Annotated in this window: 24 protein-coding genes; 13 read left to right on the plus strand and 11 right to left on the minus strand. The window is 72.0% G+C overall.

The window, feature by feature from the left end:
• Positions 1-12: 12 nt before the first annotated feature.
• From ACFSZT_RS13175 to ACFSZT_RS13185, 3 genes are all read left to right on the plus strand, one after another.
• Positions 13-897, plus strand: a complete 885-nt coding sequence (locus tag ACFSZT_RS13175; RefSeq protein WP_377394072.1) for a methylenetetrahydrofolate reductase — start codon at positions 13-15, stop codon at positions 895-897.
• 18 nt (positions 898-915) lie between these two features.
• Entirely contained in the window at positions 916-2,580 is a 1,665-nt protein-coding gene (locus tag ACFSZT_RS13180; RefSeq protein WP_377394070.1) for a DUF885 domain-containing protein, read from the plus strand.
• 278 nt (positions 2,581-2,858) lie between these two features.
• Positions 2,859-3,761 (plus strand): DMT family transporter, encoded by a 903-nt coding sequence (locus tag ACFSZT_RS13185; RefSeq protein ID WP_377394068.1) that lies wholly within the window; start codon positions 2,859-2,861, stop codon positions 3,759-3,761.
• A 44-nt stretch (positions 3,762-3,805) separates the two neighbouring features.
• On the opposite strand, the gene ACFSZT_RS13190 is transcribed toward ACFSZT_RS13185, so the two are convergent.
• Together ACFSZT_RS13190 and ACFSZT_RS13195 are read right to left on the minus strand one after the other, a co-directional pair.
• Positions 3,806-4,471, minus strand: a complete 666-nt coding sequence (locus ACFSZT_RS13190) for a response regulator (RefSeq protein WP_377394066.1) — start codon at positions 4,469-4,471, stop codon at positions 3,806-3,808.
• The gene (locus ACFSZT_RS13195; RefSeq protein WP_377394064.1) at positions 4,464-5,609 is read right to left on the minus strand and encodes a sensor histidine kinase; all 1,146 of its coding nucleotides are present in this window, start codon (positions 5,607-5,609) and stop codon (positions 4,464-4,466) included. The genes ACFSZT_RS13190 and ACFSZT_RS13195 overlap by 8 nt, the downstream gene beginning before the upstream one ends.
• A 131-nt stretch (positions 5,610-5,740) precedes the next feature.
• Between ACFSZT_RS13195 and ACFSZT_RS13200 the strand changes: the two genes are divergently transcribed.
• Positions 5,741-6,652, plus strand: coding sequence for an ABC transporter ATP-binding protein (locus ACFSZT_RS13200; RefSeq protein WP_377394062.1), 912 nt, complete (start codon positions 5,741-5,743; stop codon positions 6,650-6,652).
• Positions 6,649-7,398 carry an ABC transporter permease gene (locus ACFSZT_RS13205; RefSeq protein ID WP_377394061.1) on the plus strand — a complete coding sequence of 250 codons (750 nt, stop codon included), beginning with the start codon at positions 6,649-6,651 and terminating at the stop codon, positions 7,396-7,398. Before ACFSZT_RS13200 ends, ACFSZT_RS13205 begins: the two co-directional genes overlap by 4 nt.
• A gap of 25 nt (positions 7,399-7,423) precedes the next feature.
• On the opposite strand, the gene ACFSZT_RS13210 is transcribed toward ACFSZT_RS13205, so the two are convergent.
• Both ACFSZT_RS13210 and ACFSZT_RS13215 read right to left on the minus strand, forming a co-directional pair.
• Positions 7,424-7,990 carry a GNAT family N-acetyltransferase gene (locus ACFSZT_RS13210; RefSeq protein ID WP_377394059.1) on the minus strand — a complete coding sequence of 189 codons (567 nt, stop codon included), beginning with the start codon at positions 7,988-7,990 and terminating at the stop codon, positions 7,424-7,426.
• On the minus strand, positions 7,987-8,511 hold the full coding sequence (locus ACFSZT_RS13215) for a YbaK/EbsC family protein (protein ID WP_377394057.1): 525 nt from the start codon (positions 8,509-8,511) through the stop codon (positions 7,987-7,989). Before ACFSZT_RS13215 ends, ACFSZT_RS13210 begins: the two co-directional genes overlap by 4 nt.
• 242 nt (positions 8,512-8,753) lie before the next feature.
• On the opposite strand from ACFSZT_RS13215, the gene ACFSZT_RS13220 reads away from it, so the two are divergent.
• The 4 genes from ACFSZT_RS13220 to ACFSZT_RS13235 all read left to right on the plus strand — a co-directional run bounded on the left by ACFSZT_RS13220 (position 8,754) and on the right by ACFSZT_RS13235 (position 12,119).
• Entirely contained in the window at positions 8,754-9,326 is a 573-nt protein-coding gene (locus tag ACFSZT_RS13220) for an SAV_6107 family HEPN domain-containing protein (protein ID WP_377394055.1), read from the plus strand.
• Positions 9,326-10,093, plus strand: a complete 768-nt coding sequence (locus ACFSZT_RS13225) for a maleylpyruvate isomerase family mycothiol-dependent enzyme (RefSeq protein ID WP_377394053.1) — start codon at positions 9,326-9,328, stop codon at positions 10,091-10,093. Before ACFSZT_RS13220 ends, ACFSZT_RS13225 begins: the two co-directional genes overlap by 1 nt.
• A gap of 52 nt (positions 10,094-10,145) precedes the next feature.
• A complete protein-coding gene (locus ACFSZT_RS13230) occupies positions 10,146-10,868 on the plus strand; it encodes a VOC family protein (RefSeq protein WP_377394051.1) in 723 nt (240 codons plus the stop codon).
• A 153-nt stretch (positions 10,869-11,021) separates the two neighbouring features.
• Entirely contained in the window at positions 11,022-12,119 is a 1,098-nt protein-coding gene (locus ACFSZT_RS13235) for a GNAT family N-acetyltransferase (RefSeq protein ID WP_377394049.1), read from the plus strand.
• Between the two features lie 453 nt (positions 12,120-12,572).
• Here ACFSZT_RS13235 and ACFSZT_RS13240 read toward each other — a convergent pair whose 3' ends face one another.
• The 3 genes from ACFSZT_RS13240 to ACFSZT_RS13250 form a co-directional block, all read right to left on the minus strand.
• Complete coding sequence (locus ACFSZT_RS13240; protein WP_377394047.1) at positions 12,573-13,229, minus strand: hypothetical protein; 657 nt, start codon at positions 13,227-13,229, stop codon at positions 12,573-12,575.
• Between the two features lie 181 nt (positions 13,230-13,410).
• Positions 13,411-13,911, minus strand: a complete 501-nt coding sequence (def, locus tag ACFSZT_RS13245; protein WP_377394045.1) for a peptide deformylase — start codon at positions 13,909-13,911, stop codon at positions 13,411-13,413.
• Between the two features lie 48 nt (positions 13,912-13,959).
• Positions 13,960-18,567 (minus strand): ATP-dependent helicase, encoded by a 4,608-nt coding sequence (locus tag ACFSZT_RS13250; RefSeq protein ID WP_377394043.1) that lies wholly within the window; start codon positions 18,565-18,567, stop codon positions 13,960-13,962.
• Between the two features lie 138 nt (positions 18,568-18,705).
• On the opposite strand from ACFSZT_RS13250, the gene ACFSZT_RS13255 reads away from it, so the two are divergent.
• Positions 18,706-20,604, plus strand: a complete 1,899-nt coding sequence (locus ACFSZT_RS13255) for an Hsp70 family protein (protein ID WP_377394551.1) — start codon at positions 18,706-18,708, stop codon at positions 20,602-20,604.
• A 5-nt stretch (positions 20,605-20,609) separates the two neighbouring features.
• Here ACFSZT_RS13255 and ACFSZT_RS13260 read toward each other — a convergent pair whose 3' ends face one another.
• Positions 20,610-20,732 (minus strand): hypothetical protein, encoded by a 123-nt coding sequence (locus tag ACFSZT_RS13260; protein ID WP_377394041.1) that lies wholly within the window; start codon positions 20,730-20,732, stop codon positions 20,610-20,612.
• 42 nt (positions 20,733-20,774) lie between these two features.
• Between ACFSZT_RS13260 and ACFSZT_RS13265 the strand changes: the two genes are divergently transcribed.
• From ACFSZT_RS13265 to ACFSZT_RS13275, 3 genes are all read left to right on the plus strand, one after another.
• Positions 20,775-20,969: a DUF3046 domain-containing protein gene (locus ACFSZT_RS13265; protein WP_377394039.1), complete on the plus strand. Its 195-nt coding sequence runs from the start codon at positions 20,775-20,777 to the stop codon at positions 20,967-20,969.
• 214 nt (positions 20,970-21,183) lie between these two features.
• Positions 21,184-22,224 (plus strand): recombinase RecA, encoded by a 1,041-nt coding sequence (recA, locus tag ACFSZT_RS13270; protein ID WP_377394037.1) that lies wholly within the window; start codon positions 21,184-21,186, stop codon positions 22,222-22,224.
• A gap of 80 nt (positions 22,225-22,304) precedes the next feature.
• A complete protein-coding gene (locus ACFSZT_RS13275) occupies positions 22,305-22,817 on the plus strand; it encodes a regulatory protein RecX (protein WP_377394549.1) in 513 nt (170 codons plus the stop codon).
• A 103-nt stretch (positions 22,818-22,920) separates the two neighbouring features.
• On the opposite strand, the gene ACFSZT_RS13280 is transcribed toward ACFSZT_RS13275, so the two are convergent.
• Genes ACFSZT_RS13280 through edd form a run of 3 tightly spaced genes read right to left on the minus strand, consistent with a single transcriptional unit; the run spans position 22,921 to position 26,913 of the window.
• Positions 22,921-24,372: a lipase maturation factor family protein gene (locus ACFSZT_RS13280; protein ID WP_377394035.1), complete on the minus strand. Its 1,452-nt coding sequence runs from the start codon at positions 24,370-24,372 to the stop codon at positions 22,921-22,923.
• Positions 24,373-24,397: 25 nt separating this feature from the next.
• Positions 24,398-25,024, minus strand: a complete 627-nt coding sequence (eda, locus tag ACFSZT_RS13285) for a bifunctional 4-hydroxy-2-oxoglutarate aldolase/2-dehydro-3-deoxy-phosphogluconate aldolase (protein ID WP_377394033.1) — start codon at positions 25,022-25,024, stop codon at positions 24,398-24,400.
• Positions 25,021-26,913 (minus strand): phosphogluconate dehydratase, encoded by a 1,893-nt coding sequence (gene edd / locus ACFSZT_RS13290; protein WP_377394031.1) that lies wholly within the window; start codon positions 26,911-26,913, stop codon positions 25,021-25,023. The genes eda and edd overlap by 4 nt, the downstream gene beginning before the upstream one ends.
• Positions 26,914-26,948: the final 35 nt, after the last annotated feature.

Here is a 26,948-nt window from a genome sequence, read left to right on the forward strand (position 1 = left end):
AGCATGAGCGGCATGACGTCGGTGATCGAGCGGCTGTGTGGCGACCGCCCGGTCTTCTCCGTGGAATTCTTCCCGCCGCGGGACGACGCCGACGAGGCCGTCCTGTGGCGGTCGATCCGCGAGCTGGAGCAACTCGACCCCGCCTACATGTCGATCACCTACGGCGCCGGCGGATCCAGCCGCGACGGCACCATTCGCAGCATCGCCCGGGTCGCCACGGAGACCACGCTCGTGCCGATGGCGCATCTGACGGCCGTGAACCATTCCGTGGCGGAGCTGCGCAACGTCATCGGCTGGTACGCCGCGGTCGGGGTGCGCAACATCCTCGCGCTGCGCGGTGATCCGCCGGGCGACCCCTACGGCGAGTGGATCCCGCATCCCCACGGGCTCACCTACGCCGAGGAACTCGTGGAGCTCGTGCGCTCGCTCGGCGACTTCTGCGTCGGCGTCTCGGCGTTCCCGTACGGGCACCCGCGCTCGCCGGACCTGGAGACCGACACCAAGTACCTCGTGCGCAAGTTCCAGGCGGGCGCCGAGTTCGGGATCGCGCAACTCTTCTTTCAGGCCGAGGACTTCCTCCGGCTGCGGGACCGGGTCGCCGCCGCGGGCAGCGACGCGCTGCTGATCCCCGGCATCATGCCGCTCACCACACCGCGCACGCTCGCCAAGACCATCGAGCTCTCCGGTGCCGAGGCGCCTCGCTGGCTGCTCGACCGGCTCGAACCGCGCTCCAGCGACCCCAAGGCGTTCCGCGCGGAAGGTCTGGACATCGTCACCGAGCTGTGCGAGCGGTTGCTCGCCGAAGGCGTGCCGTCGCTGCACTTCTACACGTTCAACCGGTCGAAGGCGACACGCGAGCTGGCAGGCAGGCTCGGACTGGTCCCCGCACGCGCGTGACCCGGTAGCGTGCCTGGCATGCGTGTGCACGAGATCTGCGACCGATACGTCGACGACTACGCGGCGGCCGACCCCGTGACCGCGACGGTGGTCGGCGTCGAGGGCTACGACGACCAGCTCACCGACTACTCGCCCGAGGGCCACGCAGCCCGCGCCGCGATCACCAAGCGCGCGCTGCGGGAGGTCGAGGCCGCCGAACCCGCCGACGACGGCGAACGGGTGGCGAAGGCGGTGTTCACCGAGCGCGCCGGTCTCGACGTGGAGATCCACGAGGCCGGTCTCGACGTCGCGTCGCTGAACGTCATCGAGAGCCCGGTGCAGAACGTCCGCCAGGTCTTCGACCTGATGCCGCACGACACCGCCGAGCAGTGGGAGACCATCGCGAAGCGGATGGCGCAGGTGCCCGCCGCGCTCGACGGTGTGCGCGCCTCGTTGCTGGCCGCCGTCGAGGCGGGCCGGGCTCCTGCGCTGCGGCAGGTGAGCAAGGTCGCCGAGCAGGCGGAGACCTGGGCAGGCATGGCCGGGGACGGGTTCTTCGGCACGCTCGCGGGCACGGCGAACGACGTGCCGGAGAGCCTGCGCGCCGACCTGGACCGGGCGGCCACGGCCGCGCAGGAGGCCTACGCCGAGCTCGCCGGATTCCTGCGGGCCGAGCTCGCGCCCGAGGCGCCGACCAAGGACGCGGTCGGCGAGGACGTCTACCGCCTGTGGTCGCGCTACTTCACCGGTGCCGCGCTCGACCTGCGGGAGGCCTACGCCTGGGGCTGGGAGGAGTTCGCCCGCGTCGAACGGGAAGCCAAGGAGGTCGCCGAGCGGATCAAGCCGGGTGCCTCACTCGCGGAGGCGGCAGCGGCACTCGACGAGGACAGTCGCTACCGCGTGTCCGGCAAGCGCGCCTTCGAGGAGTGGATGCAGCGGCTGTCGGACGAGGCCCTGAAGTCCTTGCGCGGCAAGCACTTCGACATCCCCGACGAGATCATGGCGCTCGACTGCCGCATCGCGCCGCCCGGCGGCGGCGTCGGTGCCTACTACAGCGGGCCGAACGAGGACTTCTCCCGCCCGGGCACCATGTGGTGGTCGGTGCCACCGGACAAAGAGGACTTCTCCACGTGGCGTGAGGTCAGCACCGTCTACCACGAGGGCGTTCCGGGGCACCACCTGCAGATCGCGACGTCGGTGTACGAGCGGTCGCTGAACCGCTTCCAGCGGGTCATGGCGCTCACGTCCGGGCACGCCGAGGGCTGGGCGCTGTACGCGGAGCGGCTGATGCGCGACCTCGGTTACCTGGAGGACGACGGCAACCTCCTCGGCATGCTCGACGCGCACCTGTTCCGCGCCGCCCGCGTCGTCGTGGACATCGGTATGCACCTGGAGCTGGAGATCCCCGCGGGCACGGGCTTCCACGAGGGTGAGCGGTGGACTCCCGAGCTGGGCCTGGAGTTCATGCTCACCAGGACCATCACCGACGCCGACCACGTGCGTGACGAGATCGATCGCTACCTCGGCTGGCCGGGCCAGGCACCGGCGTACAAGCTCGGCGAGCGGCTGTGGCTGGAGGCGCGGGAGGACGCCCGGCGCCGGGAGGGCGACGCGTTCGACCTCAAGAACTTCCACATGCGTGCCCTGCGCATGGGCGGCATGGGTCTCGACACGCTGCGGGAGCAGCTGCTGGCCCGGCCGTGAGGCGACCTTCCGGGGGTGTGGCGCTCATCGCCGTGCCCCCGGAAGCGTCCGCCCCGGTATTCTCTGCCTCGTGCACCGACTCTTCCCGATCACTCCGCCGCCGCGCTCCGTTCGCGGGGCGTAGGTGTGAGACCTCGCCGTGCGGCCCGTCGCCGCACGGCGTTTTCCTGACCGCAGCCTGGTCGCCGCGCCTCAGCGGCTCGACCTTGTGCTGCGTTGCTGTGCCACGTCCCGCGTCGTCGTCTCGTCCATCCACTTCGACGCTGGAGCGTTCTCTCATGTCCACTGTTGTCGCCGCGCGCACGCGCGCCGGCTCGGCGAGCCTGCTGCTCGCCGGTGTCCTGTGGGGCACCGGCGGCATCGCCGGCTCGATCCTGTCCACCCAGGCGAATCTGCACCCGCTGTCCGTGGCCGCCTACCGGCTCCTGCTCGGTGGGGTGTTCACGGTGCTGGCCCTCGGGCTCGCCGGGCGGTTGCGTGGTCTGCCGCGCACCCCGGAGGCCGTTCGCAGGCTGGTGACGGCCGGAGCGTTGCTCGCGCTGTTCCAGGCGTGCTACTTCGTGTCCGTCGAGCTGACGTCGGTCAGTGTCGCGACCATGACGACGATCGGGAGCGTTCCCGTGTTCGTCGCCGTCGCAACGGCGGTGCTCGAGCGGCGCAGGCCCCATCCGGCCACTGCGCTCTCGATCGCCGGCGCGCTCGCGGGCCTGGCGCTGCTGACGTGGTCACCAGAGGGCACCGGTGACCGCTGGCGGTTCCTCGCGGGACTTGGCGTGGCACTCACCGCCGGTGCGGGTTTCGCGACCCTCACGATGGTGACCCGCAAGCCGGTCGCGGGGCTCGATCCCTTGCGTACCACCGCGTTCGGCTGCCTCATCGGTGGGCTGGCGTTGCTTCCCGTCGCCGTGTGGCTCGGTGCCGCGGCGCCGATGCGGCCGGATGTCGTCGCGGTGGCGGTGTACCTGGGGGCGGTGCCGACCGCACTGGCCTATGCCGCCTACTTCCGTGGCCTGCGGGCCGCCCAGCCCGTGCTCGCGGCGCTGTCGACGTTGCTGGAACCGCTGACCGCGGCGGTGCTGTCGGTGCTGCTGCTCGGTGACCGGCTCGGGGTGGTCGGCTGGTGCGGCGGCGCGCTGCTGCTCGCCGCGATCGGCGTCGGTTACCTGCGGCCGCAGCGCTGACCGGGGCCGGGTGGCGCCTCGGTGAGGAGGCGCCACCCGGCTCGCTAGCGTCCGGCGAGACCACTCTCGTAGGCGGCGATCACGAGCTGCGCGCGATCCCGGGCACCGAGTTTGGCGAGCAACCGCCCGATGTGGGTCTTCACCGTCGCGAGGCTCAGGTGCAGTTCCGCGGCGAGCTCCGTGTTGGACAGTCCTCGCGCGATGAGCAGGAGCACCTCTCGTTCCCGGTCGGTCACGCCGTCGAGGATCGCCGCGAGCGGCCGGTTCCCGTGCCGGGGGCGGCGCGTGAACTCGTCGATGAGCCGCCGGGTCACCTTGGGTGCCAGCAGCGCGTCGCCCGCCGCGACGATCCGGATGGCCGACAGCAGCTCGCTCGGCGGCGTGTCCTTGAGCAGGAACCCGCTGGCACCCGCGCGCAGTGCGGAGAACACGTAGTCGTCGAGGTCGAACGTGGTGAGGATCAGCACCCGTACCTCGCGCGTCTCGGGGCCGGTGCAGATGAGCCGGGTCGCCTCGATCCCGTCCATCTCCGGCATGCGGACGTCCATCAGCACGACGTCGGGCCGGTGCCGCCGGGCGGCCGCGACCGCGTCGACTCCCGTGGCGGCCTCGCCGACGACCGTGAGCCCCTCGGCGCTGTCCACGAGCATGCCGAAGCTGCCGCGCACGAGCGCCTGGTCGTCGGCCACCAGCACCCGGACATCAGCCATACGGCAGCACCGCCCTGACGGCGAACCCGCCTTCCGGCCGTGGACCCGCGTCGAACGTGCCGCCGTGGACGGCGGTCCGCTCCCGCATTCCCACGAGCCCGTGCCCGCCCTCGCCGCTGTCGCCGCCCGGGCCGTCGTCGGCGACCTCGATCTCCACGGACTCCGCGTCGGCCGCCACCCTGACGCGGCACCGTGCCGGTGCAGCGTGCTTCACCACGTTCGTCAGCGCCTCCTGCACGATCCGGAACACCGACAGCTCGACACCCTCCGGCAGGGCAACCGGAACGTCGACGGTGAGCTCGGCCTCGACGCCGCCCGCTCGAGCCCTCGTCGTGAGCTCGGACAGGCCGGCGAGCCCGGGCGAGGGCGCCAGCTCGGGCGTCGTGTCGCGTGTGGAGCGCAGCACGCCGAGCAGCTGCCGCATCTCGACGAGCGCCTCGCGGGTCGTGGTCTCGATGACGCCGAGTGCCGCGCGAGCCTCGTCCGGCCGCTGCGTGGCGATGTGGTGGGCGACGCCGGCCTTGACCGCGATCAGGCTCATGCTGTGTGCGACGACGTCGTGCAGTTCTCGCGCGATCCGCAGCCGTTCCTCGACCACGGCGTCGCGGGCGTGTCGTTCGGCCGTCAACACCGCGTAGTGCCGCCGCTCGCGACCTGCCCTGCCGAGCATCCAGGCGGCGCCGAAGAGTGTCCAGCCGAGCACGATCCCCGCCAGCGCCCACGGCCGGGACGGCACGATGTTGACCCCCAGCGCGAGCGCGAGCGCGGCACCGAGCGCGGGGAGTGAATGACGCCGCGGCGCCTCGGCCGCGACCATGTGCAACGGGAGCACCACCGCGAGATAGGTGACCTCGGCGCCGCCACCGACGGCGCACACAACCGACAGCACGAGGCTCGCGACGAACGTGGCGACGGGATGGAAGCGTCTTGCGAGGGTCGGCAGGCCTGCGCAGGCCGCGGCGGTCCAGGCCAGCCACGCCGGCAGGATCGTCACGCTCCACGCACCGATCGCCAGGTTGGCCATCGCCGCGAAGGTCATGGCGGCCGCGGCGAGCGCGTCGAGCGCGACGAGATGACCGAAGCGCAGCCTGCCGGTGAGGAGCGCGCGGCCGTCGGCGTCGGGAGGTCGGTCGGGCACACGGCGACGCTAGCGGGTCGCCCGCCCTCGCGCGTCCTGCCCTGGGCCGTCATACCCAGGTCCGACCTGACGGGCCCGGTCCACACCACGGTCGGATGTGCGTCCGCCCCGGTGCGGGGACCGTTGTCCCCATGATCGAAGTGAGCGGACTGACGAAGCGATACGGGAGAACCCTTGCCGTGGACGGGCTGACCTTCACGGTGCGGCCAGGCCAGGTGACCGGCTTTCTCGGCCCGAACGGGGCGGGCAAGTCGACGACGATGCGGGCCGTTCTCGGCCTCGACCGGCCGGACGCGGGCGAGACGCGCGTCAACGGGCGTTCGTACTTACGGTCAGAGCATCCGATGCGGGAGGTGGGCGCGCTGCTCGACGCGGGCGCGGTGCACGGTGGCCGCACAGCGTTCGACCACCTGCGCTGTGTCGCGCGCAGCAACCGCATCGGTGTCACCCGGGTGCGTGAGGTCCTGGAGCGGGTGGGCCTCGCCGAGGTCGCGCGCAAACGGGTGGGTGGGTTCTCGCTGGGCATGAAGCAGCGGCTGGGGATCGCCACGGCTCTGCTCGGCGACCCCGGCGTGCTGCTGTACGACGAGCCGGTCAACGGTCTTGACCCGGAGGGCATCCGGTGGGTACGCGAGCTCATGCGCTCACTGGCTGCCGACGGTCGCACCGTGCTCGTGTCGAGTCACCTGATGAGCGAGATGGCGCTGACCGCCGACCGCGTGCTCGTGGTCGGCCGGGGCCGGCTCATCGCCGACGCGCCGATCGACGAGCTGGCGGCTCGCCACCGCCGTGAGGTGTTCGTGCGGGCCCCGCGCGAGAGCGAACTGGCCCGGCTCCTCGAAGAGGGCGGTGCACGGGTGCTGGCGCAGCCGGACGGGGGCCTGGTCGTCACCGGGCCGCCACCGTCGGCGATCGCCGAACTGGCCTATGCCAACGAGATCGTGGTGCACGAGCTGACGCCACGGAGCGCGTCGCTCGAGGACGCGTACCTCGAACTGACCGACGAGGCCGTGGAGTACCGGGCCGGGGGTGCGCTGCGATGAACGACGTGATCGCGTCGGAGTGGCTGAAGGTGCGCACGGTGCGCTCGACACTCTGGTTGCTCGCCGCCATGCTCGTCACGCTGGGCTTCGGGTGTGTCGTGGCGATCCTGATGGCGGAGTCCTGGGACGGTGCGCCACCGGGGGCCAAGAGCGGTTTCGAGCCCGCCGATCCGTCCGTGGTGGTGCTGCCGTTCGTGATGTTCTGCCTGGCCGCGTTCAGTGGGCTCAACGTGACGTCGGAGTACGGCACCGGGATGATCCGGACCACCCTCACCACGGTGCCGCGGCGCATGCGGCTGTTCTTCGGCAAGGCCGTCGTGATCGGTGGCGCTGCACTGGCGACGGGGCTTGCGTTCGCGTTCGCGGCGCTGGGCGCGGCGGGGCTGATCGTCGGTGACCGGCCCCGCCCGATCGCCCCGTGGCCGTCCGTTGTGGACGGCATACCCGACGCCCTGGCGGCGGCGGTCACGGTGACGGTGGTGGCGCTCGTCGCCTACGGGCTGGGGACGGTGATCCGTTCGGCGGCCGGCACGCTCGTGGCCATGACCGGGTGGATGTTCGTGCTGCCTGCACTCGCCCTGATGTTGCCGGCTCCGTGGAACGTCCGCGTCGTGGAGGTGCTTCCGCTGAGCCTGGCGCCGCGGTTGGCCGGCGAGGCGCCCGTGGGCGCAGCGGTGGCCTTGGCGGTGTACGTCGTGGTGGCGCTCGGTGCGGGTGCATGGACGCTGTCGCGACGCGACGCCTGAGCGGGCGTCCGCGCTCGCGAATGCGCTAGTCGAGCGGCAGGGCGCGGCCGAGGATCGCGAACGGGCGGGGGTCCCCGGCGAAGCGGTAGTCGCGCAGGACGTCGACGAAGCCGAGCCTGCGGTAGAGCTTCCATGCGCGGCTCGTGCCCTCCGGCGTGGAGAGCAGCACGTGGCGGTCGGTCAGGCCGTCGACGAGCCGGCGCAGCAGCTCCTCGCCGGTCCCGTGGCCCTGGCTCTCCGGCCGGACGTGGATCTCGGTGAGCTCGAAGTAGTCCTCGAGCCAGGCGTCGGCCGCCTGCTCGCCCTCGCGGCCGGCGAGCCCGCGCCGGACCTGTTCGTGCCACCACTGGCCCGGCCTGCCGCGGTAGCCGTACGCGAGGCCGACGAGCCGGTCGTCGCCGTCGAGGGCGGCGACACAGCGCCAGCCCTCGCGCAGGGCGTGGGTCAGCCACATGGGTGCTCGCTGCTCGGCCGTGCCCTCGGGGTAGTTCATCGCGGCGACGTAGAGCGAGAGCGCCTCGGGCAGGCGGGCGCGGAACTCGTCGGCGGAGAACCGGGCGAACCGCTGGGCGCCGGAGGACATCGCGGTCATCGTGCGCCGGTGCCGGGAGCCGTGGCGACGTCCGCCGCCCTGCCGCCCGTCGCGGCGAGCAACCCGTCGAACGTCGTCGGATACACCGATTTGGGGTGTCCCGCGGCCGCCCACACGACGTCGTAACGGGCGAGCGCGGTGTCGACGAGAGTCAGCAGCGGCTCGGGATGGCCGACGGGGGCGACCCCGCCGATCGTCTGGCCGGTGTGCTCCTTGACGAACTCCGGGTCCGCCTTGCCGACCCGTTCGGCGCCGACGAGCTCGGCGAGCGTCCGGGTGTCCGCGCGGTGCGCGCCCGAGGTCAGCGCGAGCAGCGCCCGGTCCTGGCCGTCGGCGAACGACGCACGGAACACGAGGCTGTTGGCGATCGCGCCGACCTCGACGCCGAGCGCCTCGGCGGCCAGCGCGGCGGTGCGTGCGTCGGCGGGCAGGATGCGGATTCCCTGGGCGGCGGCGTCCTGACCGGCTTCGGAGAGCGCGGCCGCGACCTTGGCGACCGCGGGGTGGTCGAAGGAGCTCATACCCGTATGAGATCACGGCCTGGGCGACGGATGCGACGCAGATCGCCCGTCGGCACCGCGGAGAGGGCTTGCCGTGCTCCGTCGCTCCGGGCTACTCTGCCCATGTTCGAACACATGTTCGACACCGGTGGAGCGATCCGGGCGGTCCCGGCGCGTGGATGGGGGAAGCATCCGCGTGGCCGGGGCCGCGGCTCCGCTGTCACGACCGGAGAGCTGTCACGACCAGAGAGGGAGAGCGGGCCATGTCCGTCGCAGTCGCTTCGCATGGTGGCGCGGGTTCGCGTCGTGGTCCGGCGTCCCACGGCTCGCGTGGTGGCTCGGTGGCGAGCGGCGGCCACGAGAATGGCCGCGCGGCCCAGCCGGCCCTGCCGATCGAGCTTCGTCCACCCGCCGTGCCCGCGGCCGTGGCGTTGCTGACGCAGGCGCGGCACGGCGTCGACGAGGCGAGCCGGGAGACCGACCCCGTGGAGCGGTTCATCGCCGCCTACCTGTCGGCGTTGCGTGCCGCCGCGGCCGTCCTCGCCGCACGCGGGCGGCCGCACCGAGGGCGGGCCAAGCCGGAGAGCGTGTGGACGCTGCTGGAGTCGGGTGCTCCGGAGCTCGCCGAGTGGGCCGCGTACTTCGCCGCGCAGTCGGCCCGGCATGCCGCGGCGCAGGCGGGAGTCACCCGGGGTGTCGGCCGGGAGTCGGCGGCGGAGCTGGCCGACCGAGCGGCTCAGTTCGTGGCGCTCGCGGGCCGGGTCGTACACGGGCATGGTGACCGGGTCGGTCAGTGCGGTGCGCGTCCGCACCTGACGCGACGGCGGAGGAGTTGATGGCCGGTCAGGCGTTGATCGACCACGGCCGGCTGCTGGATGCGTTCGGCCAGGAGGTCGAGTTGCTGGTCGAGGCCGCCCGGATCGTTCCGGCGGACACCCCTGTGCCCACGTGCCCGGGTTGGGTGGTCGGTGACGTGGTGCGGCACGTGGGAAGCGTCTACCGGGCAGCGCTGGGCTGGCTGGTCGAGGGCCGGCGACCATACGAGTGGCAGCGGGACCCGGCGCCCGGGCAAACGGACGAGAGCTATGTGCGGCAGGGTTTCGCCGATTTGCGGGAAGTGCTGGAGTGGCACGACCCGGCGGAGCGGGCCGCGTCGTGGTGGCCGGCGGACGAGACGTACGGGTTCTGGTGCCGCCGGATGGCACACGACACCACGGTTCACCGCGTGGACGTCGAGAGCGCGGGTGGTCTGGAACCCACCGGCATTCCTGACGACGTGGCCATCGACGGTGTCGACGAGGCGCTGACGTTGTGGTTCGGCCACCGGTTGCCGATGCTCGGATTGAGCGGCACGAGGGCTGGTTCTGTGGCGGTGCACACCGGGGACCACAGCTGGATCGCCCGCGCCGGGCCGGCGGAGACGGTCGCGCGCCGGTGTTCGGAGGACGACGTCAAGGGCGCCGATGTGGTCGTCACGCAGGCGCCCGCGACGGTCTACCTATGGCTGTGGGGCAGGCAGCGGCTCGGCGCGGTGGACGTGGACGGCGACGATGACGACGCGGTCGGGCAGTTGTGGGCACTCATGCGCCTGGCGACACGGTGACGAGCTTGTGGGGAAGCAACGTTCGTCACTCCGGCGTGGCCAGGGTGCGCGCATGGTGACCCGTCTGTCCGGTGTGGTGGCCGAGGCGCGAGATCCATCGCTGGTGGCGCGGTTCTGGGCGGAGCTGCTCGGGTGGCGCCGGATGCCCGGAGAGTCCGGGGCGGTGCGGGTCTCGCCCACGGAGGGTGACGCGTCCGTGTGGGACCTCGTCGTCGTCCCGTCGCCCCGTGAGAAGCAGGCCAAGAACCGGATCCACGTCGACCTCGCCAGCGCCTCGGCGGGCGAGCAGCGGTCCTTGGTGGACAGAGCGCTGCGTATCGGGGCGACGCGCGCCGACATCGGGCAGGGCGACCTGCCGTGGGAGGTGCTCGCCGACCCGGAGGGCAACGAGTTCTGCGTGCTCGAGCCTCGGCCGGAGTATGCCGACACGGGACCCGTGGCGGCGGTCGTTCTCGATGCCCGGGATCCGCACCGCCTGGGTCGCTTCTGGGCGGCCGTGACGGGCTGGGAGATCGTTCGACAGGAAACGGAGTTCGTCAGCCTGGGCGCACCGGGCGGCCGGGGACCGTGGCTGGAGATGTTGCGGAACGAGCAGGCGCCTCCGCCGCTGAACCGCTGGTGGTTCGAACTGGCCACGGACAACGGGGCCGACCGGGAGGCCCGACGGTTGCGGGAGCTGGGTGCCGAGCCGGCCGGCGCGGACGATTCGGTGTCACCGCGGTTCACCGATCCCGAAGGCAACGCCTTCAGCGTAGTCGCGCTTGTACCACGTTGAGCGTCGGCACGCAGGGTAGTTGATGGAGCGGAAAGCACCGTCACATCTGCCCCAGAGCTGGTGTTTCGGTTGCGTTGCGTGACCTTTCCAGTCCTGACACGCGTGAAACACCCATGCCGCTGACCAGCAACAAGGGTTCGGGACGTTGGGTGCATGGACATTGGCCGTAGACGCGCGACCGCGCGTGCGGAGATCCCGGGTGCCTGGCTGGACGAAGTGGCCGAGGCCGATCAGGCCACGGCGACGTGGCGGCTGCGGGTACGGATGGACGATCGTCCGGGCACCCTGGCCAGGGTCGCGATCCGGCTGGCGGACCTCGAGTGCAACATCCTCGGGCTGGCCGTGCTGCCGATTCCCGGCGCGGTGCTCGACGAGATCGTCATCCGGCCTGCCGTGGGCCTCACGCGGGCACACCTGGTGCGGGCGATCGAGGACGAGGATTGCGAGTGCCTGGGCATCACCGACGCCGACGTGCGCGAGCTCGTCGACTCGTCCGCGGCGAGCCTGGCGGCCGCGGGCCGCGTGGTCGCCGCGCCGGACACGTGTGCCGATGCCGTGCGCGAGATCCTCGCCGCCGACATGGTCACCGTCGTGCCCGCCGCCGAGGCCAACCCGGGCCGGACCGAGGGCGGTCACCGCGCCGTTTTCGCCGTCCCCGACGGCATGGCACTGGTCGCGAGGCGACTGTGGGCGCCGTTCCTGCGGCAGGAGCTGGCCCGAGTGGAGGCGTTGCTGCACCTGCTCGGCACCGTGCGTGCCAACGTGTCGGGGCCCGCCGCGGTCACCTGCACCGACGGCGCGGCGGTGGTACTGCGCGAGGGCACGCCGGGAGACACGGAGGCGCTGGCCGCGTTGCACGAACGCTGCTCGGCGGAGACGCTGGTCCGCCGTTATCGCGCCGGGGCGCGGGACCTGCCTCGGCGCCAGGTGCGCCGGCTGCTAGCGCCGCCACACGGCAGCAGCGTGGTCGCGGTGTGTGGCCGCGAGCTCGTGGCTCTCGGTCAGCTGATCGAGAACCCGGACGAGGCGACCGCGCGGTTCTCCTTGCTCGTCGAGGACGCCTGGCAGCGCAACGGACTGGGCACCGCCCTCCTGCAGCGCCTCGCCGCGCTGGCGACCGGCCGGGGGCACGAGGAGCTTGTAGTCAGTGCGTTGCTGCCCGAGCAGGAGGCCGTTCGCCGCACCGCACTCCGGGCCGGCCTTACCCTGGCCGGCGTCGACGACGAGGGATTCCTGCACGTCCGGCTGTGAGGCCGTTCCCGGCCTCGGCGACGGGCACCCCTGGGGCCGGTCTCGCTCAGCCCGCCGCCTGGGAAGTGCCTGCCTGAGCTACGTCCGGCTCGTCGTCGATCGGCGGGCGCGAGGGCGCCGCGGGGCGAGCGCACCGGCCGAAAGTGCTCGCCCGCGCCAACCCGGCGCGTCGTCGATCGGCGGGCATGTGGGCGGCTGGTGCGCGGAGGGCACCGCGGGCGGCGTTTGAGCAGCTACCCGCGCGCCGGGCACGGCGGCGGCAACGCACACCTCACCCGGCCGGTGGTAAGGCACCCGCTGCCGAGCACCGCGGCGGTCGGCCGCCTGGCAACGCCGGCGCCGGGTGCCATCCGCCAGGCCGCCTGGCCGCCCCGGTGCGATCCGGCTGGTGAACCACCGCAGCGCACCGCCTGAGACGTACCCGCAGGCGAATCGCCGTGGGCGGTCGTCGGCTCAGCAGGTGACGGAGACGTCGGCGCTGTCCTCGAACGACACGTGCACGTGGTCGTAGTGGTTGGCCGTGGCGCTGCCGCGGTCCTCCATCATCGACCAGCCGCTGCCGTCGTTGTACTGCTGCTCCCAGATCACGTAGGTCACGCCGAACTCGGACTGGTTCGCGAGCACGTAATCCGCGAGCTCGTCACCGGTGGACGAGTCCACCATGAAGTCGAGCGCGAGGCCCGATGGGTGGTCGCTCGCGCCGGACCGGCTCGCCACGCCGCCGACGGAGTCGACGTCGAACTTGGTCAGGATGTGATTGCCGACCTGTGCCACGTGCGGCTGTGTGCCTTCCAGCTCCGTCGAGCACGACTCGGGCTCGGGTGCCGGTGGCGGGGGAGGCGGCTCCTCTGTGGTGCTCTCCGTCGTCTCCGTCGTGGTCGTGGTGGAACTCGTCGTCGGAGGCGGGGGAGGTGGAGGCGGCGTGGTGGTGCTGGTCGGCCTCGGCTTCCGCGTCGTGGTGGACGTCGGCGGCGTCGTGACCTTCTTCGACGTCGTGCGGTTGGACATCGCCAGCGCGGCACCCTGCGTCTCGCCACCCCGGTTCCACAGGTCTCCGGTGAACCAGACCGTGAACCCCAGCAGAGCCGCAGCGACGATGCCGAGCGCCATAGGTATGCGCCACGACGATTTCCTCACACGATGTCGGCCAGCCATCTCGTCCTCGAATCGACTTGGGTCAGGGCCCGGTCAGATTACGAAGTGGCAACGAAGAAGTCACGGACGAGTGGTAACGGACACAGAAGGTATAGGCAACCTCGGCTGTTCACCCGTTTGGATTACTCCAGTTGGGTCAGCGTTGCCAGAACCAGTCACGCTGCCGTACCTCGCGGAAGGCGTCGCGGCGGCGTTCGGGCGTGAGGCGGTCGAGGTACAGCAGGCCGTCGAGGTGGTCGACCTCGTGCTGCAGGCACTGCGCGGTGACGCCGTCGCCCTCCACAGTCACCGGTTCGTTGCGCAGGTCCACACCTCGGACGACGGCGTACGTCGCGCGCCGCACCGGAAACCACAGCTCCGGCACCGACAGGCACCCCTCGTCGATGTGGTGGGTCGCCTCGGACAGCTCGACGATCTCCGGATTCAGCACGTAGCCGACCTTGCCCCCGAGCCGGTAGCTGAACGCACGCAGGCCGACCCCGATCTGCGGCGCGGCCAGCCCGGCGCGGCCGGGCATGTCGACCGTGTCCAGCAGATCGTCGACCAGTGCCTTCACCGAGCCGTCGAACCGGGTCACCGGGTCGGCCGGGGTCTTCAGCACCGGGTCGCCGAAGTAGCGCAGGTCGCGCACAGCCATCGTCGGGTCCTCTCCATGCGGGTCCGCGACAGCTTAGAACGTCGCTGATCAGGCCCGGAGGCGTAAGCCCTTCGGCGTCGCGCGGAAGCCGACCTCCCGCAGGACGTCCGCGAGTTCGGACGTAAGCGCCTGCTCACCGTCCGCACGTTGTACCTGCAACTGCCCGAGCCAGCCCTCCCGGACCGCCGTCGACAGCGCCTGCGCCGCCGCACGCAACGTCGCCGTGTCCTCGGTGAAGGACAGCAGCGACCGCCCTCCGCGCTCGACGTAGAGGGCGGGCGTCCCGTCGACCAGCACTGTCAAGGCTCCCGCCTTGCGCGCGGGCCGGTGCTTCGTGGTGCCGAGAACCGGCGGCCACGGCAACGCCGCGCCGTACGGCTGGGCGGGATCGCTCGCCGCGAGCACCACGGCGGCCTGCGCGGTGCGCGGGCCGCCGGTGTCGGAGAGGGCGCGCAACCGGTCGACCGCGCCTCGCGCCGCGAACTGTGCGGCGCCCAGTCCCTCGACGACGTAGCCACGGATGACCTGCCCGGAGTCCTCCATGCCACGCAGCACCTTGTAGATCCCGGAAAACCCACCGGTCACGCGCTCGGTGTCGAGTGCGCCCTTGGTGAGCACGCCGTGCCGTTCGAGGAAGGACTCCGTGCGCGCGTGGGTGCGCCGGGTGGGGTCGGGTTCCCGTTCCGGCGTCAAGGCCCACCGGCCGGCGACCGTCGGCGGGCCCGTCCGCGAGGGCATGCTGGGCCGGCCGGCCCGCAGTCGCGCGTATCGGCCCCGAGGAGTGGACCGGCGAGGCTTGTGGGCCGCACCGCGTCCGGACACCTGGGCCCGCAGCGGGCCCAAGGTGTCCCCGGTGACGATCCCCGCCCACACGAGATCCCACAGTGCCGCCACCACGTCGGCGTCGTTCGGCGGGCTCTCCAGCTGGGGCGTGACCCGGTCGACGAGCTGCCGGAAGAACAGCGCACCATGCTCCATAGTGGACACGATCGCGGTGTGCAAAGGAGTCTGGGGAACGGAATCGTCGACATCGGGCAGCAGCAGATCCGCGACGTCCGCCGGAGCGAGCGCGATCCATCCGTCCCCTCCGGACAGTGCGCCACACCCGGCCCAGACCACTTCGCCCGCTGTGGTGAGCTCGTCCAGCAACGCGGGGTAGTAGCCGGGCAGCCGGCTCGGCAGGATCAGCGACTCCAGCGCACTCGCCGGCAACGGTGCGCCCGCGAGTTGTTCGACCACCGCCAGCACGTCGTCCGCGGTCGGGGCCGACCGCATGCGCCCGCCGATGCCGTGCCAGCCCGGCAGGAACCGGCCCAGCGCCGCCTGCTCCACCGGCTCGACCTCGGCCCGCAGTTTCGCCAGCGACGCCCTGCGCAGCCGGCGCAGGACACTCGCGTCGCAGTACTCGACGCCCCCCGGCTCGTACGGCTGCGGCCGCAGCTCGCCGCGCACGAGCCTGCCCTCGGAGGTCAGCCGGTCCAGCACCCCGGCCACCACGGCCGTGCCCAGCCCGAACCGTTGCGCCACCTGAACCGCCGCGAATGGGCCTCGCGTGCGGGCGTAGCGGATCACCAGGTCGCCCAACGGGTCGGCGACCGGCTCGGTGAACGCCTCCGGCACCCCGATCGGCAGGGCCACGCCGAGTGCGTCCCGGACCCGCCCGGCGTCCTCGATGCCGAGGTAGCGCTCCTCACCAGCGATCCGGACCACGATGGCGCGCCGCTCGTCCACCAGCTGTGTCAGCCACTCCCGCTGCACACCCCGTTCGGCCGCCTCGGAGACGGTGAGGTCGCCGAGGAACCGCAACAGGTCCGCGGTGTCCTCCACCGTGCGGGCCTGACGGTCCTCGTCGAGCCGCTGCAGCGTGCGTTCCACCGACGTCACGACGTCCGGGTCGAGCAGTTCCCGGATCGCTTCCGTGCCGAGCAGCTCCGCCAGCAACGCCGAGTCGAGCGACAAGGCCGCGGCCCGCCGCTCGGCCAGCGGAGCGTCCGTCTCGTACAGGAACATTCCGACGTAGCCGAACAACAGGCTCCGCGCGAACGGCGACGCCGACGGGGTCTCGACCTCGACGACCTTGACCTTGCGCGCCCGGACGTCGGCCATGAGCTCCCGCAGCCCGCCCACGTCGTAGACGTCCTGCAGGCACTCCCGCATGGCCTCCAGCACCACCGGGAACCGCTCGTACTTCGCGGCGACACCGAGTAACTGGGCCGCGCGCTGCCGTTGCTGCCAGAGTGGTGTCCGCCTGCGCGGGTCCCGGCGCGGCAACAGCAGCGACCGGGCGGCGCATTCCCGGAACCGGGCGGCGAACAGCGCCGACCCGCCCACCTCGTTGACGATGATCGACTCCACCTCATCGGGGTCGAGCAGCACGTCGTCGGCGGTCAGCATGATCTCGCGGCCGTCGGCGTCGAGCGCCTCGGGCAGCCGCAGCACGATGCCGTCGTCGGAATGCGCCATCTGCGCGTCCACCCCGCGGGTCTCGCGCAGACGCGCCGCGATCGCCAGCGCCCACGGCGCGTTCACCTGGGCGCCGAACGGCGAGTGCACCACCACCCGCCAGTCCCCGAGTTCGTCGCGGAACCGTTCGAGCAGGACGGTGCGGTCGTTGGGGACGTGCCGGGTCGCCTCGCGTTGCTCGTCGAGGTAGCCGAGCAGGTTGGTGCACGCGAGCTCGTCCAGCCCGGCGGCCTCGGCCCGCTGCCGCGCCCGCTGGGGGTCCCATGTGGACAGTTCGCGCAGGAACGCCCCGAGTGCCCGGCCCAGTTCGAGCGGCCTGCCGGGCGCGTCGCCCTTCCAGAACGGCATCCGTGCGGGCTGACCGGGCGCGGGCACGACGATGACCCGGTCGTGGGTGATGTCGGTGATGCGCCACGACGAGGTGCCGAGCAGGATCGTGTCGCCGACGCGCGACTCGTAGACCATCTCCTCGTCCAGCTCACCGACCCGCGACCCGGGCCGGTCGCCGTCGCCGGGTGTCATCACGGTGAACAGTCCGCGATCGGGGATCGTGCCGCCCGAGGTGACCGCGAGCCGTTGCGCGCCCGGACGCCCGCGGAGCTCGCCGGTCACGCGATCCCACGTGATGCGGGCGCGCAGCTCACCGAACTCCTCACTGGGGTAGCGCCCGGCGAGCATGTCGAGCACGGCGTGCAGCGCGTCGTCCGGCAGGGCCGTGAACGGTGCCGCCCGCCGCACGGTCGCGGCGACGTCGGCCACCGTGCGGGGCTCCAGCGCCACCATCGCCACGATCTGCTGGGCGAGGACGTCGAGCGGGTTGCGCGGATACCGGATCGCCTCGATCGCGCCCGCCGCCATGCGTTCGGCCACCACCGCGCACGAGACGAGATCACCCCGGAACTTCGGGAACATCACGCCCGTCGACACGGCGCCGACGTGGTGGCCCGCGCGCCCGACCCGCTGCAGGCCGGACGAGACCGTCGGCGGTGCCTCGATCTGCACCACCAGGTCGACGGCACCCATGTCGATGCCGAGCTCCAGTGACGACGTCGCCACCACGCACGGCAGCCTGCCCGACTTCAGTTCCTCCTCCACCCGTGTGCGCTGCTCGCGCGACATCGAGCCGTGGTGGGCCTTGGCGACGGTGGGGTCCGCGCCGGTGGTGAGTCCGGACTCGCCGATCGCCTCCGCCGGGAACCGTTGTCCCGGCTCGAGTTCGGTCTGCTCGGCGGCGAGCTCGTTGAGCCGTGCGGTGAGCCGTTCGGCGAGGCGGCGGGAATTGGCGAAGACGATCGTCGACCGGTGCGCGCGCACGAGCTCCAGCACGCGTTCCTCCACCGACGGCCAGATCGACGGGCGGCGCACGGCGTTGTTCGAGATCTCCTCCTGCGTGCCGATACCACCCTCGGACGGCAACGGCACCGGCTCGGCGGGTTTCGCCGGGGCATCGAGGTCGGCCATGTCCTCGACCGGAACCTCCACGCGCACCTCGACCGTCTTGGCGAGCTTCGGCTGGATCACCCGCACCGGCCTGCCCCCGGCGAGGAACGAGCTCACCTCGTCCACCGGCCGGACGGTCGCCGAGAGCCCGATCCGCTGGGCGGGCCGGGGCAGCAGTTCGTCGAGCCGCTCCAGGGACAGCGCCAGATGCGCACCCCGCTTGCCGCCCGCGACGGCGTGCACCTCGTCGATGATCACCGTCTCGACCCCGCGCAGCGATTCCCTGGCCGCGGACGTGAGCAACAGGAACAACGACTCAGGCGTGGTCACCAGCACGTCGGGCGGGGTCCGGGCGAACGAGCGGCGTTCGGCGGGGGTGGTGTCACCGGTGCGCATGCCGACGGTGATGTCCGGCGGCTGGAGGCCGAGCCGCCTCGACGCCTGCGAGATGCCGGCCAGCGGGGCCCGCAGGTTGCGCTGGACGTCCACCGCGAGGGCCTTCAGCGGGGACACGTACAGCACCCGGCACCGGTGGGTCCGCGTCTCCGGCATCGGGGAGACGGCCAGCCGGTCGAGCGCCCACAGGAACGCGGCGAGGGTCTTGCCCGACCCCGTCGGTGCGACGACGAGCGCGTGCTCGCCCGCGTGCGCCGCCCGCCACGCACCTTCCTGCGCGGCCGTGGGTGCCGCGAACGCCCCCGCGAACCAGTCCCGGGTGGCGGGGGAGAAGAGGTCGAGCACGTTCCTGGCCACCCCACCATGATGCGTGCCCCCACCGACAATTCGTGCGGCGGTGCTCTGACCTGCGACTTCGCCGGGTCCGGTCACGTGCGCGGCGCGGCCGTGGGAACATCACCGCGGCTGTTCGGCTACATCGACAAGGGGAGCGCTGTGCGGATCCTGTCCGTGGACCTCGGTACGTCCAACACCGTCGCCGTACTGTCCGCGCACGGCCGCCCGCCGCGGGTCGTGGAGGTCGACGGATCCGCGACGATGCCCTCCGCCGTGTTCGCCGAACAGGACGGCACCCTCGTGGTCGGCCGGGACGCCGAGCGCAGGGCCCGGCTCGACCCCACCCGGTTCGAACCGAACCCGAAACGCCGCGTCGACGAGCAGACGCTGCTGCTCGGCACCGATGTCGTACCGGTCAACGAGGCACTCGCCGCGGTGCTGCGCCGCGTGTTCGAGGAGACACAGCGCCAGCTCGGTGGCGAGCCGCTCGACGAGGTCCGGCTCACCCACCCCGCGCAGTGGGGACCCGTGCGCCGCAACGTGCTGCTCTCCGCGGCGCGGCTGGCGGGCGCGACCTGTTCGCTGCTGCTGGTACCCGAGCCGGTCGCGGCGGCGGCGCACTTCGCGTCGTTCCCGGGTAAGGCGCTGGCGCCGGGACAGACGCTCGCCGTCTACGACCTCGGTGCGGGCACGTTCGACGTCGCCGTGGTCGGCGCGACGCAGAACGGCTATACGGTGCTCGCCGAGGACGGCCTGCCCGACCTGGGCGGACTCGACGTCGACCAGGCGTTGCTGGTGCACGTCGGCCGCGAGGTGTCACATCGTGACCCGCAGCAGTGGCAGCGGTTGCTGCGCCCGGAGTCGACGGCCGACCGGCGCACCCGGCGCACCCTGCAGGAGGACGTCAAGGCGGCCAAGGAGGCGCTGTCCCGGCTGCCGCAGACCGAGGTTCCCCTGCCGGAGCCGTTCACCGACGTCCTCGTCACCCGGGCCGAGCTGGAGGCACTGGTCCGGCCCGCGATGCTGCGCAGCGTGGAGCTGCTGGCCAGGACGGTGCGTGCGGCGGGACTGAGCCCGGACCGGCTGGCGGGCATCTACCTGGTCGGCGGGTCCAGCCGGTTACCGCTGGTGGGCACGCTGCTGGCGGAGAAACTCGGCGTGGTGCCCTCGAGCCTGGACCAGCCGGAGACGGCCGTCGCGCTCGGCGCGCACCATGTCGCCGCGGACGGCATCAGCATGCGGACCCAGAACGTCGAGGGCCAGGTCGCGACCACGGGCGTGCCCACGAGGACCGGCCCCCAGCCGGTGCCGCAGACGGCGACCGTGCCGCCGGCGCGGCCGCAGCCCGGCGGCTACGCCCCGCACCAGGCGTATCCGGCGAGCGGGCCGCAACCGGCGCTGGCGTTGCAGCAGCCACCGGCACCGGCGAGCTTCCCGACCTACCCGGCGCCGTCGGACAAGGGCGGTTCGGGCAGGCGCACGAAGCTGTGGGCCGGGCTGGCGATCGCCGCGGTGATCCTGCTCGGCGCGGGTGCGGCGGTGTTCCTGTTCGCCTCGCCGTCGGCCGAGACCTACACCGCCGAGGAGTGCCGCGAGCCCGGCGCCGCCGACGAGCAGGGTTTCACCGGCTGCCTGCGCCAGCTGGCGGGTGACGTGCCCGCGAACAGCCAGTGCGCGCCGGGAACGGGCACCGGACCGGCCGCGGCGGCGAACGAGAAGGAACTCGGCATCGCGGTGACCTGCTCGGCGCCCGGCCTGGCCGGGGCGCAGATCACCTACCTGCACGGGACGTCCGCCGACACGCTCAAGCTCTACACCGACGGGTTGCTGAGCCGCACCGGCGGCGGCGACCGGGTCGAGGCCGACTGGCGGGGCAACGCGCTCGACGGCCGGTACTCGGCGGCCGCGGGCCGCAACTCGTCGGTGCTGGTGTTCACCGTCAAGGACCGCCCGCTGTCCGGGTTCGTCTACCAGGTGCACTCCAGCGGGCAGGGCGAGTCGGCGGACCCGAGTGAACTCGCCGACTACTTCGAGCAGCACGTGCAGCCGGGCGAGTAGCCGCGTCACTTCCTGCGGTTGCGGCGGACGTTGATGATGAGCAGCACCAGCGCCGCGGTCACCGTCGCGATCGACGCGAGCGTCAGCGCGGTGGTGCCGAGGCCGGTGGCCTCCTGTGCGAGCTGCATGCCCCCACGGTACGGCGGCGTGGCGCGACTACGCTTGGCCCGATGCGGATCACCGTGTTTCGCCGGCTGATGGCGGAGGAGTTCGGCGCGACCCGGGCCGAGATGCTGGCCAAGGACCACGTGCTCAGTGGTCTCGGCGGGCGCACCGTGGAGCAGGCGCTCGAGGCCGGGATCCCCGCGAAGGAGATCTGGCAGGCGGTCTGCGCGGAGTTCGAGGTGCCCGCCGAACGCCGGTGACCCCGGAGACCCCGGTGATGAAGGTGGGCAGCGGGGCGGAAAATCGTAGCGGAGGGGTGTGTCACCTTCGACCTCGAACAGGTGTTCGTCTATCGTGTTGTCCACATCGGGGTCCGTTGTCCACAGATTCCGCGAAGCCGGAAGAACTGTCGGACCCCGCCCGTAACGTCGAGCCCGACAGAGCACAACCGCGACAGCCAATGAGGTGGATTCCATGCCAGCAGCACCGGACAAGGGCAAGGCGCTCGATCTAGCCCTTGCCCAGATCGACAAGCAGTTCGGCAAGGGGTCGGTGATGCGGCTCGGCGAGGAGACCCGCCCGCCGATCGAGGTGATCCCCACCGGCGCTATCGCCCTCGACATCGCGCTGGGCATCGGCGGTCTGCCTCGTGGCCGGATCGTGGAGATCTACGGCCCGGAGTCGTCGGGTAAGACCACCGTCGCCCTGCACGCCGTGGCCAACGCGCAGAAGGCGGGCGGCATCGCGGCGTTCATCGACGCCGAGCACGCGCTCGACCCCGAGTACGCCAAGACCCTGGGCGTCGACACCGACGCGCTGCTGGTCTCCCAGCCGGACACCGGTGAGCAGGCGCTGGAGATCGCGGACATGCTCATCCGCTCCGGTGCGCTCGACATCCTCGTCATCGACTCGGTCGCGGCGCTCGTGCCGAGGGCCGAGATCGAGGGCGAGATGGGTGACTCCCACGTCGGTCTGCAGGCCCGTCTGATGAGCCAGGCGCTGCGCAAGATCACCGGTGCCCTGCACAACTCGGGTACCACGGCGATCTTCATCAACCAGCTGCGCGAGAAGGTCGGCGTGATGTTCGGTTCGCCGGAGACCACCACGGGTGGCAAGGCGCTCAAGTTCTACGCCTCGGTGCGGCTCGACGTCCGCCGTATCGAGACGTTGAAGGACGGCGGCGAGCCGGTCGGCAACCGCACTCGCGTCAAGGTCGTGAAGAACAAGGTCGCTCCGCCGTTCAAGCAGGCCGAATTCGACATCCTCTACGGCGTCGGTGTCTCCCGGGAGGGCTCGCTCATCGACATGGGTGTCGACCAGGGCATTCTGCGCAAGTCCGGGGCCTGGTACACGTACGAGGGCGACCAGCTCGGCCAGGGCAAGGAGAACGCGCGGAAGTTCCTGCGCGACAACCCCGACGTCGCCGACGAGATCGAGAAGCGGATCAAGGAGAAGCTCGGCATCGGGGCTCAGCTCGACGCCGAGGAGACCGCGCCCGCGCCGGTCGACTTCTGACGCACCCGACCCCGAGGAGTGGCGTGAGCGAGCCGAACTCCGGGGGCGCGCGGAAGGAACGGCGGCGCCCGGTGTCGGAGATGACGCGCGAGGAGGCGTGGAAGAAGGCCAAGGAGATCTGCTTCGATCTCCTGGCCGTGCGTCCTCGCACCGCGGAGGAGCTCCGTGCGGCCTTGCAGCGCAAGGGCTTCGACTCCGGTATCCGCGACGAGCTGCTGAGCAAGCTCGGCAATGCCGGCCTGATCGACGACGCCGCGTTCGCGGAGATGTGGGTGCGGTCGCGACACAACCACCAGGGACTCGCGAAACGGGCGCTCGTCGCGGAACTGAAGCGCAAGGGCGTCGACGGTGACGTCGCCGCCGAGGCCGTGAGCGAGATCGACCGCGAGGCCGAGGAGCAGCGGGCCCGGCTGCTGGTGCGCAAGAAGCTCCGGACCATGGGCGGCGTGGACGAGCAGAAGGCGACCCGGCGGCTGCTGGGCATGCTCGCGCGCAAGGGGTATCCGCAAGGGCTCTCGTACGCGGTGGTCCGGGACGAACTGCGGAACGCGGGCGCCGAGTCGACCCTGCTCGACGACGTCACGCCGGAGTAGCACGCGCGCCACGGCGAACGGCTCGGCCGCGGGAGTGGTGGCGGGGGCCCATTCGCAGTGGATGCCCCGCCCAGTCGGCTCACACCGTCAGCGTGGGTTCGGGTCAGTCGGGCAGGCCCACGGGCACGGGCGTTCCGTCGTCGGCGAGCCGGCAGGTCCGGACCACCGTCCCGACGGGCTCGCGCACCCACCACGCACGGGTCTCCCGCCGCTCCTGCCACGTGGTGTATCGGTAGTGGAACAGCCGAGCCCGCACGAACCGTGGTGGTGTGTCCGGGAACGGGTTGCCACGCAACAGCTTGAGCGTCTGCCGGTCGCCACTCAGCAGACGGGTCACCAGCTCCGGCAGCCAGCGCGCTCCGTACCGCGGCGACAACGAGACGAACCACAGCATCCAGTCCAGCCGGAGGTGATACGGCGCGATCTGGCGTGGCCGCCGGTACGGGTCGCCGGGCTTTCCCTTGAACTCGTACTCCCGCCACCGTGTGTCCGGCGAGATCTCCTCGGCGTCGGTGCCTTCGATGATCACCTCGTACCGATCGCGGGTGACGCTGCCGAACGCGCCGTAGGTGTTGACCAGATGCAGCCGGTTGAAGCTGTAGTTCATCAGCTGCGTGCGGCCGACCAGGTTGCGGATCGGCCAGTAGCTCAGCACGGCCACGCCGGCGAACAGGGCGAGCACGACACCGCGGTACCACGCGGGCGGCTCGTCCAGCGTGGGTGGCGACAGCGGCAGCAGCGAACCGTCCACAGCGGACACCGCGAGAGTGATGGTGACGACGTTGAGCCAGGAGAAGTTTCCGCTCAGCACCAGCCATCCCTGCGTCGCGATGACGACGCAGGCGGCCACGGTCGCCACCGGTTGCGGCGCGAAGAGTGCGAAGGGCACGACGAGCTGCGCGACGTGGTTCGCCGCGACCTCCACCCTGTGCAACGGTTTCGGCAGGTGGTGGAAGTACCAGCTGAGCGGTCCGGGCATGGGCTGGGTCTCGTGGTGGTAGTACAGGCACGTCAGGTCGCGCCAGCAGCGGTCACCCCGCATCTTGATCATCCCGGCGCCGAACTCGAGCCGGAACAGCAACCACAGGAGCAGCCACACCATCGGCACCGCGGGCTCGATGTGCGACGGCCCGGTGAAGATCGTCAGGAAACCCGCTTCCAGCAGCAGCGACTCCCAGCCGAAGGAGTACCAGATCTGGCCCACGTTGACGATCGACAGGTACAGCACCCACGGCACCGTCCACAGCGCCATGTGCGCCCAGATCGGCAGCCCGTCCGCGAGCCCTGCCAGCAGCACCGCCGACACCAGCGCACCGGTTGCCGCGACGATGGTGAAGAACCGGTCGGAGTAGTGCAGGTGGAACAGGCTGGGCGACTCCCGGAACCGGACGCGGGCCAGGAACCGCGGCACCGGCAGCAGGCCATGTTCGCCGAGCAGGGCCCGGAACTGGTTGAGTGCCACGACGAACGCGACGAGATAGATCGCGGCCAGCATCCGCTGGTACACGAGCCGCGATGCCCAGTAGTCGGGGTCGCCGAACCAGTTCCAGTTCACAGCAGCGCTTCTCCTGCGGGGAACGTCACCGCTCGAGCGCCGAGGCCTCCTTCGCCAGCGCCTCGATGCGTGCGTAGTCCCGAGCGGCGAGCGTGTCTCTCGGGGTCAACCACGTGCCACCCACACACCCTACGTTCGGCAGGGCCAGATAGCGCGGTGCATTCTCGGCTGTGATGCCGCCGGTCGGGCAGAACAGCAGGTCGGGCAACGGCCCGCCGATCGCGGCGAGCGCGGCCGCGCCGCCGCTCGCCTCGGCCGGGAAGAACTTCAGGGTGTCGAGCCCGCGTTCGGCAAGCCGCATGGCTTCCGACACCGTGGCAGCACCTGGGAGCAGCGGCAGTCCGGTGGCGGACGCCGCGTCGAGGACGGCGTCGGTGACACCGGGCGTCACCAGGAACGCCGCACCTGCCTGCGCGGCCTGCCGGGCGTGCTCCGGCCGGGTGATGGTGCCCGCGCCGACCACGATGTCCGGCACCCGCTCGGCGATCCGGCCGATGGCGTCGAGTGCGGTCGGCGTCCGCAGGGTCACCTCGATCGCCCGGATCCCGCCCGCCAGCAGGGCCTCGGCGGCCGGCACCGCGTCCTCGGCCCGGTCGAGCACCACCACCGGCAGCACGGGGGAGAGGGCGAGCACGTCGCGCGGGGTCCTCATCGCGCACCTCCCACGGTGGCCGGGGCTCCGAAGTGCTCGGGTGTCACCGGGCCGAACACGCTGGCTCCCTGGTCGGCAGGCCCGACCGCCCGGCGCAACGCCGTGAACAGCTCGCGGCCCGTCCCGTGCCAGGCCGCGTCGTCGGGTGCGGTGTCGGTCAGCTCGCGGGCGGCGAGTTCGGCCGCGTCGACGAGCACCTCGAGCCGGCCGGCGTCGGCGTCGAGCCGCACGAGGTCGCCGTCGGCCACCTTCGCCAGCGGACCACCCGCGGCCGCCTCCGGGGTGACATGGATGACCGCCGGGATCTTGCCGGATGCGCCGGACATCCGGCCGTCGGTGACGAGCGCGACGCGATGCCCGCGGTCCATCAGCACGCCCAGCGCGGGCGTGAGGCCGTGCAGCTCGGGCATCCCGTTCGCGCGCGGGCCCTGGTTGCGCAGCACCACGACGACGTCGCGGTCGAGCTCGCCCGCGCGGAACGCCCGGTCGAACCCCGCCTGCGTGGCGAACACCCGGGCAGGCGCCTCGACGACACGGTGCTCCGGCGCGACGGCCGACACCTTGATGACCGCGCGCCCGAGGTTGCCGGTCACCATGCGCAGACCGCCGTCCGCGGTGAACGGGTTGTCCGCCGGCCGCAGCACCGAGGCGTCGAGGCTGCGCGCCGGGCCGTCCCGCCAGGTCAGGGATCCGTTGTCCAGCACCGGTTCCCGGCGGTAGCGCGACAGCCCGGGGCCGGCGACCGTCCGGACGTCCTCGTGCAGGAGCCCCGCGTCGAGCAGCGTCGCGACGAGGAACTGCACGCCACCCGCGGCGTGGAAGTGGTTGATGTCGGCACTGCCGTTCGGGTAGATGCGGGCGAGCTGCGGCACCGCAGCGGAGAGGTCGGCGAAGTCGTCCCACGTGAGCTGGATGCCGGCCGCGGCCGCGATCGCGACGAGGTGCAGCGTGTGGTTGGTGGAGCCGCCGGTCGCCAGCAGCGCGACGAGACCGTTGACGACGGACCGCTCGTCCACGACGTGGGCCAGCGGCGTGTAGTCCTCGGTCTGGGACAACGCGACGATCCGGCGCGCCGCCTCCTCGGTCAGGGCGCGGCGCAGCGGCGTACCGGGGTGCACGAAGCTCGCGCCCGGCAGGTGCAGGCCCATCACCTCGACGACGAGCTGGTTCGAGTTCGCGGTGCCGTAGAAGGTGCAGGTGCCGGGCGAGTGGTAGGACGCCGACTCGGCGTCGAGCAAGTCCTCGCGGCTGGCCTTGCCCTCGGCGAACAACTGGCGGATGCGGACCTTTTCCTTGTTCGGCAGCCCGGACTGCATGGGCCCGGCCGGGACCAGGATCGCGGGCAGGTGCCCGAAGGCGAGCGCCCCGATCAGTAGTCCGGGCACGATCTTGTCGCACACGCCCAGCAGCAGGGCGCCGTCGAAGAGGTCGTGTGACAACGCGATCCCGGTGGCCATGGCGATGACGTCCCGGCTGAACAGCGAGAGCTCCATGCCCGGGCGGCCCTGCGTGATGCCGTCGCACATCGCCGGGACGCCGCCGGCGAACTGGGCGACGCCGCCGGCCTCGCGTGCGGCGTCCTTGATCCACGCCGGGAACTCGCCGAGCGGCTGGTGTGCGGAGAGCAGGTCGTTGTAGGCGGACACGATCGCGATGCCGGGCTTGGTCGCGCCACGCAGCGCGAGCCGGTCGGGTCCGGAGCAGGCCGCGAAGCCGTGTGCGAGGTTGCCGCAGCCGAGGCCGGCGCGGGCCGGGCCCTGCCTGCGCGCGGCCGCGACGCGGGCGAGGTAGGTCTCGCGGGTCGGTGCGCTCCGGGCGGTGATGCGGGCGGTCACGTCGGCGAGGACGGGATGGACGGGTCGATCTGCGCTGGCTGGCGCTGAGTTCACGGCGGCTCCGGTCGCGTCAGGTCGGGCGGCGAGTG

This window comes from Prauserella oleivorans (genome assembly GCF_042685745.1).
GTDB classification, from domain to species: Bacteria; Actinomycetota; Actinomycetes; order Mycobacteriales; family Pseudonocardiaceae; genus Prauserella_A; species Prauserella_A oleivorans.